The 15,305-nt window shown below is 66.9% G+C and carries 17 protein-coding genes and 1 tRNA gene; 4 read left to right on the top strand and 14 right to left on the bottom strand.

From position 1 onward, the window contains the following. Positions 1 to 103: 103 nt before the first annotated feature. Positions 104 to 1,021 carry an acetylglutamate kinase gene (gene argB, locus H8S47_RS10725; RefSeq protein ID WP_187503857.1) on the bottom strand — a complete coding sequence of 306 codons (918 nt, stop codon included), beginning with the start codon at positions 1,019 to 1,021 and terminating at the stop codon, positions 104 to 106. Between the two features lie 149 nt (positions 1,022 to 1,170). Then, positions 1,171 to 1,833: a queuosine precursor transporter gene (locus tag H8S47_RS10720; RefSeq protein ID WP_187503856.1), complete on the bottom strand. Its 663-nt coding sequence runs from the start codon at positions 1,831 to 1,833 to the stop codon at positions 1,171 to 1,173. A 157-nt stretch (positions 1,834 to 1,990) separates the two neighbouring features. Here H8S47_RS10720 and H8S47_RS10715 point away from each other — a divergent pair, with 157 nt between their 5' ends. Then, positions 1,991 to 3,256, top strand: a complete 1,266-nt coding sequence (locus H8S47_RS10715; protein WP_060526007.1) for a NupC/NupG family nucleoside CNT transporter — start codon at positions 1,991 to 1,993, stop codon at positions 3,254 to 3,256. A gap of 220 nt (positions 3,257 to 3,476) precedes the next feature. Here H8S47_RS10715 and H8S47_RS10710 read toward each other — a convergent pair whose 3' ends face one another. From H8S47_RS10710 to H8S47_RS10700, 3 genes are all read right to left on the bottom strand, one after another. Then, positions 3,477 to 4,031 carry a fasciclin domain-containing protein gene (locus H8S47_RS10710; protein WP_187503855.1) on the bottom strand — a complete coding sequence of 185 codons (555 nt, stop codon included), beginning with the start codon at positions 4,029 to 4,031 and terminating at the stop codon, positions 3,477 to 3,479. Positions 4,032 to 4,114: 83 nt separating this feature from the next. After that, positions 4,115 to 5,053: a diaminopimelate epimerase gene (gene dapF, locus H8S47_RS10705; RefSeq protein WP_187503854.1), complete on the bottom strand. Its 939-nt coding sequence runs from the start codon at positions 5,051 to 5,053 to the stop codon at positions 4,115 to 4,117. Between the two features lie 95 nt (positions 5,054 to 5,148). Then, positions 5,149 to 5,613 carry a DUF6456 domain-containing protein gene (locus H8S47_RS10700; RefSeq protein WP_187503853.1) on the bottom strand — a complete coding sequence of 155 codons (465 nt, stop codon included), beginning with the start codon at positions 5,611 to 5,613 and terminating at the stop codon, positions 5,149 to 5,151. A gap of 98 nt (positions 5,614 to 5,711) precedes the next feature. On the opposite strand from H8S47_RS10700, the gene H8S47_RS10695 reads away from it, so the two are divergent. Beyond that, on the top strand, positions 5,712 to 6,272 hold the full coding sequence (locus H8S47_RS10695; protein WP_187503852.1) for a helix-turn-helix domain-containing protein: 561 nt from the start codon (positions 5,712 to 5,714) through the stop codon (positions 6,270 to 6,272). 5 nt (positions 6,273 to 6,277) lie between these two features. On the opposite strand, the gene H8S47_RS10690 is transcribed toward H8S47_RS10695, so the two are convergent. From H8S47_RS10690 to H8S47_RS10660, 7 genes are all read right to left on the bottom strand, one after another. Further along, a tRNA-Val gene (locus H8S47_RS10690) sits at positions 6,278 to 6,353 on the bottom strand. 63 nt (positions 6,354 to 6,416) lie between these two features. After that, a complete protein-coding gene (locus H8S47_RS10685; protein WP_187503851.1) occupies positions 6,417 to 7,358 on the bottom strand; it encodes a MarR family winged helix-turn-helix transcriptional regulator in 942 nt (313 codons plus the stop codon). Between the two features lie 112 nt (positions 7,359 to 7,470). Then, positions 7,471 to 8,967 carry an NAD(P)(+) transhydrogenase (Re/Si-specific) subunit beta gene (locus H8S47_RS10680; RefSeq protein WP_187503850.1) on the bottom strand — a complete coding sequence of 499 codons (1,497 nt, stop codon included), beginning with the start codon at positions 8,965 to 8,967 and terminating at the stop codon, positions 7,471 to 7,473. 56 nt (positions 8,968 to 9,023) lie between these two features. Then, positions 9,024 to 9,344, bottom strand: a complete 321-nt coding sequence (locus H8S47_RS10675; RefSeq protein ID WP_187503849.1) for a proton-translocating transhydrogenase family protein — start codon at positions 9,342 to 9,344, stop codon at positions 9,024 to 9,026. 1 nt (position 9,345) lies between these two features. Then, the gene (locus tag H8S47_RS10670; protein WP_187503848.1) at positions 9,346 to 9,735 is read right to left on the bottom strand and encodes an endonuclease domain-containing protein; all 390 of its coding nucleotides are present in this window, start codon (positions 9,733 to 9,735) and stop codon (positions 9,346 to 9,348) included. A 59-nt stretch (positions 9,736 to 9,794) separates the two neighbouring features. After that, positions 9,795 to 10,916: an NAD(P) transhydrogenase subunit alpha gene (locus H8S47_RS10665; protein ID WP_187503847.1), complete on the bottom strand. Its 1,122-nt coding sequence runs from the start codon at positions 10,914 to 10,916 to the stop codon at positions 9,795 to 9,797. A gap of 4 nt (positions 10,917 to 10,920) precedes the next feature. Then, positions 10,921 to 11,043, bottom strand: a complete 123-nt coding sequence (locus tag H8S47_RS10660; protein ID WP_187503846.1) for an aa3-type cytochrome c oxidase subunit IV — start codon at positions 11,041 to 11,043, stop codon at positions 10,921 to 10,923. 140 nt (positions 11,044 to 11,183) lie between these two features. On the opposite strand from H8S47_RS10660, the gene H8S47_RS10655 reads away from it, so the two are divergent. Together H8S47_RS10655 and H8S47_RS10650 are read left to right on the top strand one after the other, a co-directional pair. Beyond that, positions 11,184 to 12,599 carry a sigma-54-dependent transcriptional regulator gene (locus H8S47_RS10655; RefSeq protein WP_187503845.1) on the top strand — a complete coding sequence of 472 codons (1,416 nt, stop codon included), beginning with the start codon at positions 11,184 to 11,186 and terminating at the stop codon, positions 12,597 to 12,599. A 105-nt stretch (positions 12,600 to 12,704) separates the two neighbouring features. Continuing rightward, complete coding sequence (locus H8S47_RS10650; RefSeq protein WP_187503844.1) at positions 12,705 to 13,187, top strand: DoxX family protein; 483 nt, start codon at positions 12,705 to 12,707, stop codon at positions 13,185 to 13,187. Between the two features lie 40 nt (positions 13,188 to 13,227). Here H8S47_RS10650 and H8S47_RS10645 read toward each other — a convergent pair whose 3' ends face one another. Together H8S47_RS10645 and folP are read right to left on the bottom strand one after the other, a co-directional pair. Continuing rightward, positions 13,228 to 14,112, bottom strand: a complete 885-nt coding sequence (locus tag H8S47_RS10645; protein WP_187503843.1) for a bestrophin family protein — start codon at positions 14,110 to 14,112, stop codon at positions 13,228 to 13,230. A 67-nt stretch (positions 14,113 to 14,179) separates the two neighbouring features. Further along, the gene (folP, locus tag H8S47_RS10640) at positions 14,180 to 15,229 is read right to left on the bottom strand and encodes a dihydropteroate synthase (protein WP_187503862.1); all 1,050 of its coding nucleotides are present in this window, start codon (positions 15,227 to 15,229) and stop codon (positions 14,180 to 14,182) included. Between the last annotated feature and the right edge of the window lie 76 nt (positions 15,230 to 15,305).

Below are 15,305 nucleotides of genomic sequence, written 5' to 3'. Positions count from 1 at the left end.
TTGGGGTATCGCCCTATCGAGAGCGGGTCACCCCTCCGTCAGCGCTGCGCGCTGCCACCTCCCCTGCAAGGGGAGGATAGGCGAAAGATCGTCCTGCTTCCCTCTACCGCGCACGCCCGTTGGCGCTGACCAAGGTCCCAGCCCCCTGCTTGGTGAAGATCTCCAGCAGCATCGCGTGGGGCACGCGGCCGTCGATGATCACCGCGGCATCAACGCCCGATTCGACCGCCGCGACGCAGGTGTCGAGCTTGGGGATCATGCCGCCGGTCACGGTACCGTCGGCGCGGAGTTCGGCGATCCGCGCGGGGTCGAGGTCCGTCAGCAGTTCGCCCTGCTTGTCGAGCACGCCGACGATATCGGTCAGCAGGAAGAACCGCGCAGCGCCCATCGCGGCGGCGATCGCACCGGCCATCGTGTCGGCGTTGATGTTGTAGGTGTGGCCGTCGGCGCCGATGCCGATCGGGGCGATCACCGGGATGATGTCGGCCTTTATCAGCGTGTCGAGAATGGTCCGGTCGACCGCGATCGGCTCGCCGACGAAGCCGAGGTCGACGTGACGCTCGATGCCCTGGAGCTTGTCGGGCTCGCGACCATGGCCGACTTTCTGTGCGAGGACGAGGCCGGCGTCCTTGCCCGAAATGCCGACCGCGCGGCCGCCGGCCTGGCCGATCCAGCCGACGATTTCCTTGTTGATCGAGCCGGCGAGCACCATCTCGGCGATCTGCGCGGTTTCCGCATCGGTGACGCGCAGGCCGTCGACGAAGCGCGACTCCACGCCCAGCCGCTTCAGCATCGCGCCGATCTGAGGCCCGCCGCCGTGGACGACGACCGGGTTGATGCCGACTGCCTTCAGCAGCACCATGTCCTCGGCGAAATCGCGCTGGAGCTCGGGGTCGCCCATCGCGTGGCCGCCGTATTTCACGACGAACGTCTTGCCGGCGTAGCGCTGCAGATACGGCAGCGCCTCGGTGAGCGTTTCCGCCTTGGCGAGCAGGGCGGGATCGGGCGTGTGATCGGTCATGCCGACCCCTTAGCCAGTGCAGGGGGCCAGCGAAAGCATCACCGCGCATCACCCAGTCCGTCATCCTGACGAAAGTCAGGACCCAGGATCACGAACGGCGTCTCTGGTGGCTCTGGGTCCTGACTTTCGTCAGGATGACGGCCAAAGTGTTATGCCCGGTCCAGCCGGCGCCCCAATCGCACGAAGAAGGTGATCAGGAACGGCACCAACACGATCGACAGCACGACCTTGGTCAGCATCTGCCCCTCCATCAACGCGAGGATCGGCCTTTCGCCGAGGAACGAGATGGTGATGAACAAGATCGTGTCGATGATCTGCGAGATGATGCTCGCGATCATGCCGCGCAGCCATACCAGCTTGCCCTCGCCGCTGCCGACCTGTCCCGACAGTTTCGAAAAGATCAGCACGTTGAGCGTCTGCGAGATGCCGTAGGAGATCAGCCCGGCGATCATCATGCGCGAGCTCTGGCCGACGACGATCGGGAACGCGTCGACCGCGGGCGGGTACATCCCCGGATCGTGCGGCAGCGCCAGCACCAGGTGGATCAGCGCCGCCGATACCAGCAGCGGGATGAAGCCCAAGCGCACCAGGAACGTCGCGGTCTTCTGGCCGTGGAGTTCGGAAATCGCGCTGCTTAGCACCACCAGCAGGAGGAAGCCGAAGATGCCCGCCTCGACCGCGAGCGGGCCGAGCGCGACCTGCTTCACCCCCAACACGCCGGCGATGCACACCATGCCGCCGTACAGGACCGAGAATACGAAGAGCGAACGCGGGAACGCGGCTGCCTGATTGCTAGGGGGAGGCTTATCCATCGCCCGGGACGCTAGCGGAATCGCGCGCGCCGTCAAATGACCTCCCCATCATAAAGGCTCCCCATCATAAAGGCTGGCGACGCCGCCGCTCGCGTGTCATGTCGGTCGCTTGCGCGGCCGGGGGGCGGCGCGTGTCAGTCAAAAATGCAGGGCGTCCATGGAAAGACTAGTCATCGGCCTTGCAGGCATCGCCGTCATCCTCGGCATCGCCGTGCTGCTGTCGAGCGACCGCCGCGCGATCCGCCTGCGTATCGTCGGCGCCGCGTTCGCGTTGCAGGCCGGGATCGCCGTCCTCGTACTGTATTCGAGCTTCGGCAAGGTCGTGCTCGGCGAGATGTCCGGCGGGGTCGCCAACCTGCTCGGCTATTCGCAGAAGGGCACCGAATTCCTGTTCGGCAAGATGGCGACGCCAGAGATCGGCGGACAGAGCTTCGCGATCGCCGCGCTGCCGGTGATCATCTTCTTCGCGAGCCTCGTCTCGATCCTCTATTATCTCGGCATCATGCAGTTCGTGGTGCGCTGGGTCGGCGGAGGCATCGAGAAGGTCATCGGCGTCTCGAAGGTCGAATCGCTGTGCGCCGCGGCGAACATCTTCGTCGGCCAGAGCGAATCGCCGCTCGTCATCCGGCCGTATCTGGCGGGCCTGACCCCGGCGCAGCTGTTCACCGTGATGACCAGCGGCATGGCCGGCGTCGCGGGGACGATCCTCGCGGCCTATGCGTCGATGGGTATCCGCATCGATTATCTGCTGGCGGCGAGCTTCATGGCGGCGCCGGGCGGCATCCTGATGGCGAAGATCATCATGCCCGACCGCGTGATGCCACCCGAGGGCGAACTCGCGCTCGGCGATCTGCCGGGTGAATCGTCGGCGGGCGAACCGATGCCGCAGGCGACGCACGACGAGGAAAAGCCGGCCAACCTGATCATGGCCGCGGCACAGGGCGCGCAGACCGGCGTGCGCCTGGCCGTCGCGGTCGGCGCGATGGTCCTGGCGTTCGTCGCGCTCGTGGCATTGGCGAACGGGCTGCTCGGCGGGCTCGGCAACATGATCGGGCTCCCGGGGCTGAGCTTCCAAGGGCTGCTCGGCTATGTCTTCGCGCCGATCATGTTCCTGCTGAACGTGCCGTGGAGCGAGGCGGGGATCGCCGGCGGGCTGTTCGGGCAGAAGATCGTGCTGAACGAATTCGTCGCGTATATCTCGCTCGGCACGCAGCAGGGGCTGAGCGCGCGGACGATCGCGGTCATCACCTTCTCGCTGTGCGGGTTCGCGAACTTTTCGTCGATCGCGATCCAGATGGCGGTGACCGGCAGCCTCGCGCCGAACCAGCGGCCGATGATCGCCAAGCTCGGCCTGCGCGCGCTGGCGGCGGGGAGTCTGGCCAACCTGATGTCGGCAGCGCTCGCGGGCTTGCTGATCGGCTGAGTCCCCCCTTTTCCGTCATCCTGACGAAAGTCAGGACCCAGAGCCACGAAGGGCAGCGCTTGTTACCCTGGGTCCTGACTTTCGTCAGGATGACGGGGGGTGAGACGACGGAAAAGAGACGACGGCACCCCGAAAGCAATCGGGCCCGCCACCTTCCGGCGACGGGCCCGACGAAACTGCCTCTTGGGAAAGCGAGGCAGCTATCTCGCGCGATGGCCGATTACGGCAGCATCACCGTGTCGATGACGTGGATCACGCCGTTCGACTGCATGACGTTGGCGATCGTGACACGGCCCTTGTGGCCCTTGCCGTCCATGATGCCCCAGCCGCTGCCGGACTTCTTGAACATCAGCGGCTCGCCCTGCACGGTGGTGTAGGTCGCGGTGCCGCCGTTCGCCTTCGCCTTGGCGGCGATGTCGGCGGCGGTGATCGTGCCGGGGACGACGTGATAGGTCAGCACGGCGGACAGCTGCGCCTTGTTCTCGGGCTTGAGCAGCGTGTCGACAGTGCCGGCGGGCAACTTCTTGAACGCGGCGTTGGTCGGCGCGAACACCGTAAACGGACCCGGACCCGACAGCGTCTCGACCAGGCCGGCGGCCTTCACCGCGGCGACCAGCGTGGTGTGATCCTTCGAATTGACCGCGTTCTCGACGATCGTCTTGGTCGGGTACATCGCGGCACCGCCGACCATGGGATTGGTCTGCGCGGCGACGATCGCACTGCCGCTGACGGCGATGGCGGCGGCGACGATCGCGGTACGAAACACGTGATTCACGGCATGCTCTCCTGCACTGCGCCGGTCGGCCGACGCTTCTGCGGGAAGATACGGCCGGATCGGGGGAATGATGCAGCCGCGTTTCAGATCGTTGCGACAAGCCTGTCCCAGGCCGCGATTTCATCGTCATGCCGCTGCGTGATGGCCAAGTCGCTTGCCGTCGCCGTCGCGAGATCGACGTCGATCGAGCCGGTCCATTCGAGCGTCGCATTGCCCGACAGCGTGACCATCGCGGCTGCGCTCGCCTCGGCGCGAACGAGGCCGCCCTTGTTGAAGACGGTCGTTGGGGTATCGTAGGCGATCCGTCCGGTCAGACACGCGGCATAGGTCGACGCCGCCATCGCGCTGCCGCAACTGTCGGTGAGGCCGACGCCGCGCTCGAACGTCCGCACGAACAGGTCGCGCCCGCGGACCTCGACGAAGCTGACATTGGCGCGGTTGGGGAGCCAGTCGGGGGCAGCCTCACACGTCTCGCCGACGCGGACGAGTTCGGCTTCGTCGATGGCATCGACGAACGTCACGAGATGGGGATTGGGCATTGCGACAGCGGTGAAGGCGCGGGTCGTCGGCAAGCGGGGGATCGCCATGTCGACGATGCGATCCGCGTCGGTCTCCATCGGCCACGCGGTGACGTCTAGCGACGCCGGCCCTGCGATCTCGCGTACCGTGAACACGCCCGGCGCGATATCGGCGTCGTGTACGACGATCGCATCGCTGGTCTTGAGCAACGCCGTTACGGTTTCCGTGCCGGTCGCCGCGAACCCGGCGCGCGCCACGCACCGCAGGCCGTTGAGGCACGTTTCGGACTCGCTGCCGTCGGAGTTGAACATCCGCATGCCGAATGCGTGGCTCTCATCGCCGGCGGTGAGCAGCAACAGGCCATCGCCGCCAACCGGTCCGTTGCGATCCGCGAGCGCGAGCGCGACGGCCGCCCAGCTTGCATCGTCGAGTGCTAACGCCCGCGCGTCGATCAGGGGGAAGTCGTTGCCGGAGCCGTGGCATTTGATGAGGTCGAAGCGCATGCCTGCCACTTAGTGCTGCGGGGCGGGCAAAGCGAGTGCGGACAAGGGGAGCGGCCCGGATCGTGAAGTCGGGTTACCGGGTTCGGCGCCCTGCGCTATCCAATCCCGTAATGCGTAGCCAGGCGGTCGAGCGCGAGCGTCATGACCAGCCGCCCTGCCCGCGCTGGCCAGTGCAGCGCCTTCTCCGCGGCGGGCAGGCCCTCCCCCGCACAGACCACGCGCCACAGGATATCCGCGAGCCCCGGCCCCACCGCGGCGATCGCGGTGTCGAACCGGCGTTTCGCGGCGATCTGCGCAGACGTTGGATCCAGCCCGTCATGCCCGCCCCCATCGACCCGCTCCGCCCAGCGCATCGTCACGCTCGGGGCGATCGAGGCGCGTTCGTAGTCGGCGCGCAATTGTTCTCCCGCTGCAAACTGCCGCGCGTCGACCAGCCCGCGCGACCGGAGCCACCCAAGCGGCGATTCGGCCAGATTGACCGTCACCATGCGCCCGCGCCGCACCCCCGATGGCTGGGGAACGCCCTCCGAGTCGATCGATCGTTCCACCAGTTCGCGCATCCACCATCTCCCGTTGCCGCTCCTAGTCACTTACGCCGGTTGCCATATCGGCATGGTTGTAGGACAGAGGAATAACCCATCTGGTTTGGAGCCTTCCGATGATCACCGCCATTCGCGAAGTTCGCCGTGCCAAGGGCCTGACATTGGAGGATGTCGCGCGGCGCTGTGTTCCGCCGACGACCGCGCAGACGATCGGCCGGCTCGAGACGGGCACGCGCACCGTGTCGGTCGGCTGGCTCAACCGGATCGCCGCGGCGCTGGGCGTCGAGGCCGCCGATCTCGTGACGTTGCCCGACCGGGCCGACCTGCCCGTCACCGCGATCCTCGACGGCCGCGGCGTCCACGCGCCGCGCCGAACGACGACCGTGCCGCCGCCCCAGGTCGCTCCGGGCCAGATCGCGGTGACGGTGGCGGGCGGGATCAGCGACTACCGCGCAGGCGATGTGATCTGGTGCGCGATGCTGGCACCGGAGAGCTTCGCAACCGCGCTCAACCGCGACGTGCTCGTCCCGCAACCGGCTGGGCGGTTCGCGTTCGGACGGCTGATCGAATGCGAAGGCAGCGTGACGGTCTCGCCGCCGGGTACCGGCACGCAGCCGCTGGCCATCGCAGACCCGGCCTGGATCGCGGTCGCTGTACGGTTGGTCCGCGAACTGTAGGAAGGTGGTGGGCGATGACGGGCTCGAACCGCCGACATTCTCGGTGTAAACGAGACGCTCTACCAACTGAGCTAATCGCCCCTCTCGGGTGGACGTGCGATGCCAAAGCCGGGCGGCCGGGGCAAGCTAAAAGGGCTCGCACGATCACGGAATCCGCAGGTCGGCGCCTCGGGTCGCCACGATATACCCGCGCATCGCCTCGCTCGCGCGGTCCGATAGCACCATGAACGCGCGCCGCCGGTCATGCATGTCGGGGCGGCGTTCGAACAATCCGGTGTCGGTCATCCGCGCGATCCAGCGCAACGCGGTGGTCGGCGCCACCGCGGCGGCGATGCACAGGCTCGACACCGATACGCGCCCGCGCTCGAGTTCGGCGGCGTAGAGATCGAGCAGCATGTCCCAGCCCGGATCCTCGAACAGCGCGGTGCCGAAGAACTGGTCGCGCAGCCGCCGCGCACGGATGGCCCGCCGGACGTCGGCAGCGCTCGGCTCGGCCAGGGACGGCGGCGCGCCGTAATGGTTCGTCCGATCCCCGACGATCGGCGCGGCAGGCGCATCCTCCTCGATCTCCGCACGCGTCAACCGCGCGAGCGCCTCGGCGATCCGCGCGACCTCCGTGTTCAGACGTTCCAGTCGCGTACTGTCGGTTTCGCGCGTGACATCGAACACCCCAGCGGGGAGGCGCGCGGCTTCGGCGGCGACCACGATCGCCGCGACGCAATCGCCGACGGTGGGATCGACCAGCAACCGCGTGCTGCCGCCGAGCGTCGCCGCAGCGACGACGTCGATTTCATCCATGCCCAGGGCGACGACCAGCCCCGCCTGCAAGGCTGCCGCCTTATCGACGATGACGGGCAGGCGTTCGGCAAGCAGCGCGAGATCGACCCCGGCAGCCTCGACGACGATCACGTGCGGCGTCGCGTGATCGCCGAATGCCGCTTGCCAGTCGAGCCGCCCGACGACCCGCCCACGCAGCGCGGCTAGCGCAACGGCCAACCGATCCGGCGCACTCGCCGCGGCAATCAGGATCGCGTCGATCCCGCTCTCGTAATCTGCCGCGTCGGGCGGGCCGGCCGGTCGAGTCATCACGGTCTCCGTTGTGATACAGAGACTAACCTGCGTCAGGCCAAGTATTATACCCGAACTGGATCGAGTTTCGTTGGATTCGGGAACTTCCTCTGCATGGCGCGATCGGGCGCTAGTCGAGCGCCTTGACGATATCCTCGACCATCTTCTTCGCGTCCGCCAGCAACATCATCGTATTGTCGCGGTAGAACAGGTCGTTATCGACACCGGCATAGCCGACGCCGCCCATCGAGCGCTTGATGAACAGCACGGTCTTGGCCTTCTCGACGTCGAGCACCGGCATGCCGTAGATCGGCGAGGACTTGTCGGTCTTGGCGGCGGGGTTGGTGACGTCGTTGGCGCCGATCACGAACGCGACGTCGGTCTGCGCGAACTCGCTGTTGATGTCCTCCAGCTCGAACACGTCGTCATAGGGCACGTTCGCCTCGGCCAGCAGCACGTTCATGTGTCCCGGCATGCGGCCCGCGACGGGGTGGATCGCGTATTTCACGCGCACGCCCTCGGCCTTCAGCTTGTCGCCCATTTCGCGGAGCACGTGCTGCGCCTGTGCGACCGCCATGCCGTAGCCGGGGACGATGATGACTTGCTCGGCCTGGCTCATCAGGAATGCTGCGTCCTCGGCAGAACCGCGCTTCCACGGGCGATCGCTGGCTGCGGCGGGGCCACCGGCGTCCGAGGACTGGCCGAAGCCGCCCGCGATCACGCTAATGAAGCTGCGGTTCATCGCGCGGCACATGATGTAGCTGAGGATCGCGCCCGAACTGCCGACCAGCGCGCCGGTGATGATCATCGCGCTGTTGTGCAGCGTGAAGCCCATCGCCGCCGCGGCCCAGCCCGAGTAGCTGTTGAGCATGCTGACCACCACCGGCATGTCTGCGCCGCCGATCGGGACGATCAACAGAAAGCCGATGACGAAGCTGAGCAGCGTGATCGTCCAGAAGATCCACGCCGACTGATCGGTGACGAAATAGGCGATCAGGCCGAGGATGCCGGCGAGCAGCGCGATGTTGATGACGTGGCGACCAGGCAGCATGATCGGCTTGCCACCCATGTTGCCGTTCAATTTCAGGAACGCGATGACCGAGCCCGAGAAGGTGATCGCACCGATCGCGACGCCGAGGCCGAGTTCGATCCGGCTGACCGGGTGGATGACTGCAAAGGGCTGGCCGATCAGCGGAATGACGAGGTCGGAAATCCCGAACGCCTGCGGGTTGAGGTACGCGGCGACGCCGACCAGCACCGCGGCGAGTCCGACAAGCGAATGGAAGGCGGCGACAAGCTGCGGCATCGCGGTCATCGCGATCCGGCGTGCGGTGACGAGGCCGATCGCAGCGCCTACGCCGATCGCCGCGAGGATTTCGACGACCGTGACCCAATCTATGGTGCGCACGGCTATCGTAGGCCCGGCATCCGAAACGAGAAGATGCTGAACGACGGGCACATGCGTCACCAGCGTCGTCACGACCGCGATCGTCATGCCGATGATGCCGAAGCGGTTGCCGCGCTGGCTCGACGCCGGGCTCGACAGCCCGCGCAACGCGAGGATGAAGCACACCCCCGCGACCAGATAGGCGAGCGATGCCCAGGGGCTGACCGTCAGTTCATGCATCGTCCATTCCCCCTAATCCTCCCTTGCAAGGGGAGGATCGTATGTCGACCGCCGACTCAACCCTTCGCAACGGGCCGTTCCTTCTTCTTGTACATCGCCAGCATCCGCGCAGTGACCGCAAAGCCACCGAAGATGTTGATGCTCGCCAGCACCACGGCGAGTAGCCCGAGTGCCTTCGCGACGCCCGACCCGGCACCGATCGCCCCCAGGACCGTCGGCGCCGCGGCGGCGATCAGCGCGCCGACGATGATCACGCTCGAGATTGCGTTGGTCACCGCCATCAGCGGCGTGTGCAGCGCCGGCGTGACCGCCCACACCACGAAATACCCGACGAAACACGCCAGCACGAAGATCGACAGGATCGCGATAAAGTCCATTTCATTCCTCCCCGGCACGGGGAGGGGGACCGGCCGCAGGCTGGTGGAGGGGGCTGGCCGCGGACGATACGATCATCGTCACTACGGCCTCGATATCCCTCAGTACGTCGCCTGCTGCCACTCGCAGCACCCGGTAGCCATTCTGCTCGAAAAATTGGTCGCGCTCGGCGTCGCGCTGGGGGCGGTCGCCGCGGCCGTGGAATTCACCATCTACCTCGACCGCGAGCTTGGCGGCGGCGCAGTAGAAGTCACAGACGTACGGCCCGATGGGATGCTGGTGGCGGAACTTGAAGCCGGTCTTCTGTCCTCGGAGATGCTCCCATAGCAGCACTTCCGGGAGGCTCATGTCCCGGCGTAATTTGCGCGCCAGCGATACTTCGGGGCGTAGCATGTGCGGAACGCCCCCTCCACCGGCTGCGCCGGTCCCCCTCCCCGTGCCGGGGAGGATTATCATGACGACAACCGCGGGTTCACGATCCTGCCGCCCTGGGTGAGGCGGATCGCGTCGCCGATTTCCGCGTCGAGAACGGGTTTGCCCGCCTCCTTGTCCCAGAAGGCGTTGAGGAAGTTGAACAGGTTGCGGGAGAACAGCGCGCTGGCGTCTGCCGCGAGGCGGGACGGCACGTTGCGGTGGCCGACGATCTTCACGCCGTTCACGACGACGACTTCGCCTGCGACCGAACCCTCGACGTTCCCGCCCTGCTCGACCGCGAGATCGACGATCACCGAGCCCGGCTTCATGCTCGCGACCTGTGCCGCCGAGATCAGCCGCGGGGCGGCACGTCCGGGGATCAGCGCGGTGGTGATGACGATGTCCTGCTTGGCGATATGCCCCGAGACGAGATCGGCCTGCGCTGCCTGGTATTCGGGCGACATCTCGCCGGCATAGCCGCCCGTCCCCTCGCCTTCGATTCCCGCGATGGTCTCGACGAAGATCGGTTTCGCACCAAGCGACTGGATCTGCTCGCGGGTCGCGGTGCGGACATCGGTCGCCGACACCTGCGCGCCGAGCCGCCGCGCGGTCGCGATCGCCTGGAGTCCCGCGACACCGACGCCCATCACGAATGCCTTCGCCGCGGAGATCGTCCCTGCCGCGGTCATCATCATTGGAAACGCGCGACCATATTCGGCCGCTGCGTCGAGCACCGCCTTATAGCCCGCCAGGTTCGACTGCGACGACAGGATATCCATCGACTGCGCGCGCGTGATGCGCGGCATGAACTCCATCGCCAGCGCTTCGTAACCGGCCGCGGCGTAAGCCTCGATCCGCGCGTGCTCTGCAAAAGGATTGAGGCTGGCGACGATCCACGCTCCCGGTGCGACGCCGGTGAGCGATGCAGGATCAGGCCCCTGAACGCCGAGCACGATATCCGCCCCCGCCAGCGTCGCCGCACGATCGCCGACCGACGCGCCCGCCTCCGCATAGGCGGCATCGGCGATCGATGCCGTCTCGCCCGCCCCCGCCTCCACTGCCAGCGTGGCCCCCAGCGCGATGAACTTCTTCACCGTTTCCGGCGTCGCGGAAACCCGCCGCTCGCCGTCCGCTTGCTCTTTGAGGACGGCGATCTTCATGATGTTACGAAATCAGCCAGATGACGAGCGCGACGACCAGCGCGCACCCGATCGAGCCCCATTTCATCATCCCCGTCACGCTCGAATAGGTCGCGACGTGCGCCTTCATGTCTCCGTTGCCGGCCATGGTTCGTGCCCCAATCCTGTCAGTGCCATCCTCTATGCCGTCGACCTTAACCCGCACATCCGGGATCGCCAAGCGAGACATTTAAGGCGCCCTTTACTCGATTGCGCTATTGCACGTGCCGGAACGGGACAGGATTCGCCATGACGCGTAACGGCCAGCGCCTAGTATTGCTGATCGACGACGAGCCCGCGCAACGCCGGCTGGTCGCCGCGCTTGCTGCGCGTGGCGGCTGGCGCGCGGTGTTCGCGACCGATGGCGAGATGGCGATCGCCACGCTCGGCACGCAGGACGGGATGCAGCTCGACGCGATCCTGCTCGATCATTCCGCCCCCGATGGCGACGCGACCGCGCTGATCGCCGAACTCCGCGAACGCCGGCCCGCGCTGCCGATCCTGATGCTCACCGCCAACGGCTCGGTCGCGCACGCGGTCTCGGCGATGCGCGCCGGCGCGACCGACTTCCTGGTCAAGCCGCTCGCGCCCGACCGCGTGCTCGCCGCGCTGGAAGCGGCCGTCGCCGGCACCGCCGCGGGCGAACTGCGCCCGCTCACCGAGAAGATCCCCGCGCTGCTCGCGTTCGACGAGATCGTCGGCTCCTCACCCGATTTCCGCGCCGCGCTGGCGATCGCGGCAAAGGCCGCCCGTGCGCGTGTCGCGGTGCTGGTCGAGGGCGAGAGCGGGGTCGGCAAGGCGGTCGTCGCCGAGGCGATTCACGCCGCCTCGCCACGCGCCAAGAAACCGATGGTCACCGTCAATTGCGCGGCGATGCCCGCCAATCTGATCGAATCGGAACTGTTCGGCCACGAGGAAGGCGCGTTCACCGGCGCGTTCGAGCGCAAGATCGGCCGGTTCCACGATGCCGATGGCGGCACGCTGTTTCTCGACGAGATCGGCGAGATGCCGCTGGAGGCGCAGGCCAAGCTGCTCCATCTGCTCCACACCGGCGAGGTCCAGCCGATCGGCGCGCGCCATGCGCGTGACGTCGACGTCCGGGTGATCGCCGCGACCAACCAGCGGTTGCTCGACGAGGTCGAGGCGGGGCGGTTCCGCGAGGACCTGTATTACCGGCTGAACGCGGTGCAGGTGACGATCCCCCCCTTGCGCGAACGCACCGGCGACATCCCCGCGCTCGCCCGTCACCTGCTCGCGCGGATCGCCGAGCAACCGGGGCTGAGGCCGCTCGGGATCACCGACGCCGCGCTGAAGCTGCTGGTGCACTATGACTGGCCCGGCAACGTCCGTCAGTTGCAGAACGCGCTCTTCCGCGCCGCCGTGCTGTGCGAAGGCGCCGCGCTGACAGAGGAGGATTTTCCGCAGATCGCCGCGCTCGGCAATCGCCAGCGTGGCCCCGCGACGGTGGCCGCAGGTGGTGGCGGGGTCACGCTGTTCCGCCCCGACGGCAATTTGCGCGCGCTCGAGGAGATCGAAGCCGACGTGATCCGCCTAGCGATCGGCCATTACCGCGGCCGCATGACCGAAGTCGCCCGCCGCCTCGGCATCGGCCGCTCGACGCTGTACCGCAAGCTCAGCGACCTAGGGATCGACAACGCCGCCTGAGGTGAGCCCGAGCTTCAGGAACACGGCAAATACCTCGCCAATGCTGCCGCGGCGCGCGGCACGAATGCTTTGCTCGTTCGTCATCGAACGCAGTATGGCCTCCGCATGTTCACGAGCATCATCCGCAGTACCGCGAGTCCATCGACGATCCTGATCCGGTTGGCGGTCGGCCTCGTCGTGTTTTTCCCCGAAGGCATCCAGAAGCTGCTGTTTCCCGACATTCTGGGCGCCGGCCGCTTCACGAAGATCGGCATCCCCTACCCCGAATTTACGGGGCCGTTCGTCGGCATGGTGGAACTCGCATGCGGGGCGCTCATCATTGTCGGGCTGTTCACCCGGCTTGCCGCCATTCCACTGATCGTGACCATGATCGTGGCGCTGATCACGACCAAACTCCCGATCCTGTTGGGACATGAGCTTGGACCGTTCAGCCTTCCCGACTTCAAGCGCTACGGCTTCTGGAGCGCACAGCACGAGAGCCGCGCGGATCTCACCATGCTGCTCGGATGCCTGTATCTGCTGATCGTCGGCAGCGGCCGCTGGTCGATCGATCGACTGCTCGACCGGAGCGGCGGGCGGCAGGTCTGAAGGGTCCTGAAGTCCCAAGCCGCACTGCCGATCGATCAGCCTACCAGAGCACACCCTTCTCGGGCTGCAACGGCTCGGGCGCCGGATCGCCGATCGCCTGAAGCAGATCGATCTCGATCGTGCGGCACATCGCGTTCAAGGGCACGTCGTGGATCGTGTCCGCGAACGGATCGACCAGATCGTCGCCGATCTGCAGCACGGCCAGGAACATCAGGCCGGCGATCGTCGAGCCGACCGGGGTCGCATAGCCCAGCGTCTCGACCAGACCGATCGGCAGCAGGACGCAGAACAGTCGCGTGAACAGGCTCGGGAAGAACCGGTACTGGTTGGGCAGCGGCGTGTTCTTGATCCGCTCCATGCCGCCCTGCGCGTTGGCGATGTCGACGAGGATCGCCTCGAACTGCGTCTGCTGGATGGTGTCGATCCAGCCGTTGCGCCGCGCGACGTCGATCCGGCGGCCGGTGCCGTCGAGCAGGCCGTTGGCGATGTTGGTCCGCTCGAGCGCGAACGAGGCCTCCTCCTGCGACAGGAAGCGCAGCACCTCTGGCGCCGCCGGCTGCTTGCGCAACTGACAGCGCAGAGCGTTCACATACGCGATCTGGCGGAGGACGATGGTCCGCTTCATGTCGTGGCCCTCGGGCTCGGGCAACATGTTGCGCGCCATACGTGCCAGGCTGCGCGAGGCGTTGATCATCAGCCCCCACAGCCCGCGGCTTTCCCACCAGCGCTGGTACGCCGAATTATCGCGGAAACCGAGGAACAGCGCGAGGGCGGTACCGAACAGCGTCAGCGGCAAGGCCGGCGCGTGGAACGGCAGGACGTAATAGGTGATCGTGACGACCACGTCCCAGACGAAGAGCCCGAGCAGCGGGCGCCAGACCTCGCTTAGGATCTGACTGAAGCGCGGTGTTGCAGTGACGATCAAACGAAAGCTCCCTTGTTTCCGTTGCGTTTAATGCGCGAAGAGGCGTTTCGCTGCAATGCAGCGATCATCAGCCGCCGATAAGCGACTGATCGCGCAGGCCTCGCCAGATCTTCACCGCCTGTACCGTCTCGGCAACGTCGTGGACGCGCAGGATCTGGACGCCCGCCTCCGCGCCTTTCAGCGCTAGTGCGAGCGAGCCGGCGAGACGCTGGTCGACCGGTGCTTCGTTCGAGAGCGCGCCAATCAGGCGCTTGCGGCTCGCGCCGAGCATGATCGGGCAACCGAGCCCGTGGAAGATCGCGAGGCTGTTGAGCAGCGCGAGGTTCTCGGCCAGCGTCTTGCCGAAGCCGATGCCGGGATCGACCATGATCCGCGACCGCTCGACGCCGCCCGCGACGACGGCGGCGATGCGGGTTTCGAGCCAGTCGAACACGTCGGTCAGGACGTTGGCGTAGCCGCCGTCGCCGTGCCCGCCCTTCTTGGGGTCGGGCGAATGCATCAGCACGACCGGGCAGCCGCTTTTCGCGACGACATCGAGCGCGCGATCGTCCCACAGGAGCGCTGCAACGTCGTTGACGATGTGCGCACCGGCAGCAAGCGTCGCTTCCATCACTGCCGCCTTGCGGGTGTCGACCGAGACGATCGCGCCGGCGCGGGCGAGGCGTTCGACGACGGGCACGAGCCGCGCGATCTCGTCGCCTTCCCACACGGCTGCAGCCCCGGGGCGGGTCGATTCGCCGCCGACGTCGATCAGCGTCGCACCGGCGGCGGCCATGTCGATGCCGGCTGCGGCGGCAGCGGCGGGGTCTTCGACATGCTTGCCGCCGTCGGAGAAGCTGTCGGGGGTGACGTTGAGGATGCCGGCGACGACCGGCTGGTCGAAACGGAGCGTGCGTTCGCCGAGCTGGAGTGCGGCACGGGGGGCGGTGATGACGGCGTGGAGGTGCGTGGCGCGATCGCCCAGCTTTGCCACGTCGGCGACGGGGATGGTGCGGCGGGTGCGGCCTTCGATCACCTCGTACGCGGCGAACCACTGCAGGCCACCGGCGATGCGCGCGACGCTGCCGTCTGCGTGGCCGATCGGGGTGTCGACGAACTGGACGGGGCGGAGGTGGATGATCGTTCTCCTGCTCCCCTCCCTGGAAGGGAGGGGTCGGGGGTGGGTCGGCCGGTTGGTTTACGTATTGCCCGAC

Origin of the sequence: Sphingomonas albertensis (assembly GCF_014358075.1) — a bacterium.
GTDB classification, from domain to species: domain Bacteria; phylum Pseudomonadota; class Alphaproteobacteria; order Sphingomonadales; family Sphingomonadaceae; genus Sphingomonas; species Sphingomonas albertensis.
This window is presented reverse-complemented; position numbering and strand designations above follow the sequence as displayed.

Bases quoted from the DNA above. Each gene is read 5' to 3' on its own strand.
- argB (WP_187503857.1), bottom strand. From the start codon at position 1,021: ATGACCGATCACACGCCCGATCCCGCCCTGCTCGCCAAGGCGGAAACG.
- H8S47_RS10720 (WP_187503856.1), bottom strand. From the start codon at position 1,833: ATGGATAAGCCTCCCCCTAGCAATCAGGCAGCCGCGTTCCCGCGTTCG.
- H8S47_RS10715 (WP_060526007.1), top strand. From the start codon at position 1,991: ATGGAAAGACTAGTCATCGGCCTTGCAGGCATCGCCGTCATCCTCGGC.
- dapF (WP_187503854.1), bottom strand. From the start codon at position 5,053: ATGCGCTTCGACCTCATCAAATGCCACGGCTCCGGCAACGACTTCCCC.
- H8S47_RS10700 (WP_187503853.1), bottom strand. From the start codon at position 5,613: ATGCGCGAACTGGTGGAACGATCGATCGACTCGGAGGGCGTTCCCCAG.
- H8S47_RS10695 (WP_187503852.1), top strand. From the start codon at position 5,712: ATGATCACCGCCATTCGCGAAGTTCGCCGTGCCAAGGGCCTGACATTG.
- H8S47_RS10685 (WP_187503851.1), bottom strand. From the start codon at position 7,358: ATGACTCGACCGGCCGGCCCGCCCGACGCGGCAGATTACGAGAGCGGG.
- H8S47_RS10680 (WP_187503850.1), bottom strand. From the start codon at position 8,967: ATGCATGAACTGACGGTCAGCCCCTGGGCATCGCTCGCCTATCTGGTC.
- H8S47_RS10675 (WP_187503849.1), bottom strand. From the start codon at position 9,344: ATGGACTTTATCGCGATCCTGTCGATCTTCGTGCTGGCGTGTTTCGTC.
- H8S47_RS10670 (WP_187503848.1), bottom strand. From the start codon at position 9,735: ATGCTACGCCCCGAAGTATCGCTGGCGCGCAAATTACGCCGGGACATG.
- H8S47_RS10665 (WP_187503847.1), bottom strand. From the start codon at position 10,916: ATGAAGATCGCCGTCCTCAAAGAGCAAGCGGACGGCGAGCGGCGGGTT.
- H8S47_RS10660 (WP_187503846.1), bottom strand. From the start codon at position 11,043: ATGGCCGGCAACGGAGACATGAAGGCGCACGTCGCGACCTATTCGAGC.
- H8S47_RS10655 (WP_187503845.1), top strand. From the start codon at position 11,184: ATGACGCGTAACGGCCAGCGCCTAGTATTGCTGATCGACGACGAGCCC.
- H8S47_RS10650 (WP_187503844.1), top strand. From the start codon at position 12,705: ATGTTCACGAGCATCATCCGCAGTACCGCGAGTCCATCGACGATCCTG.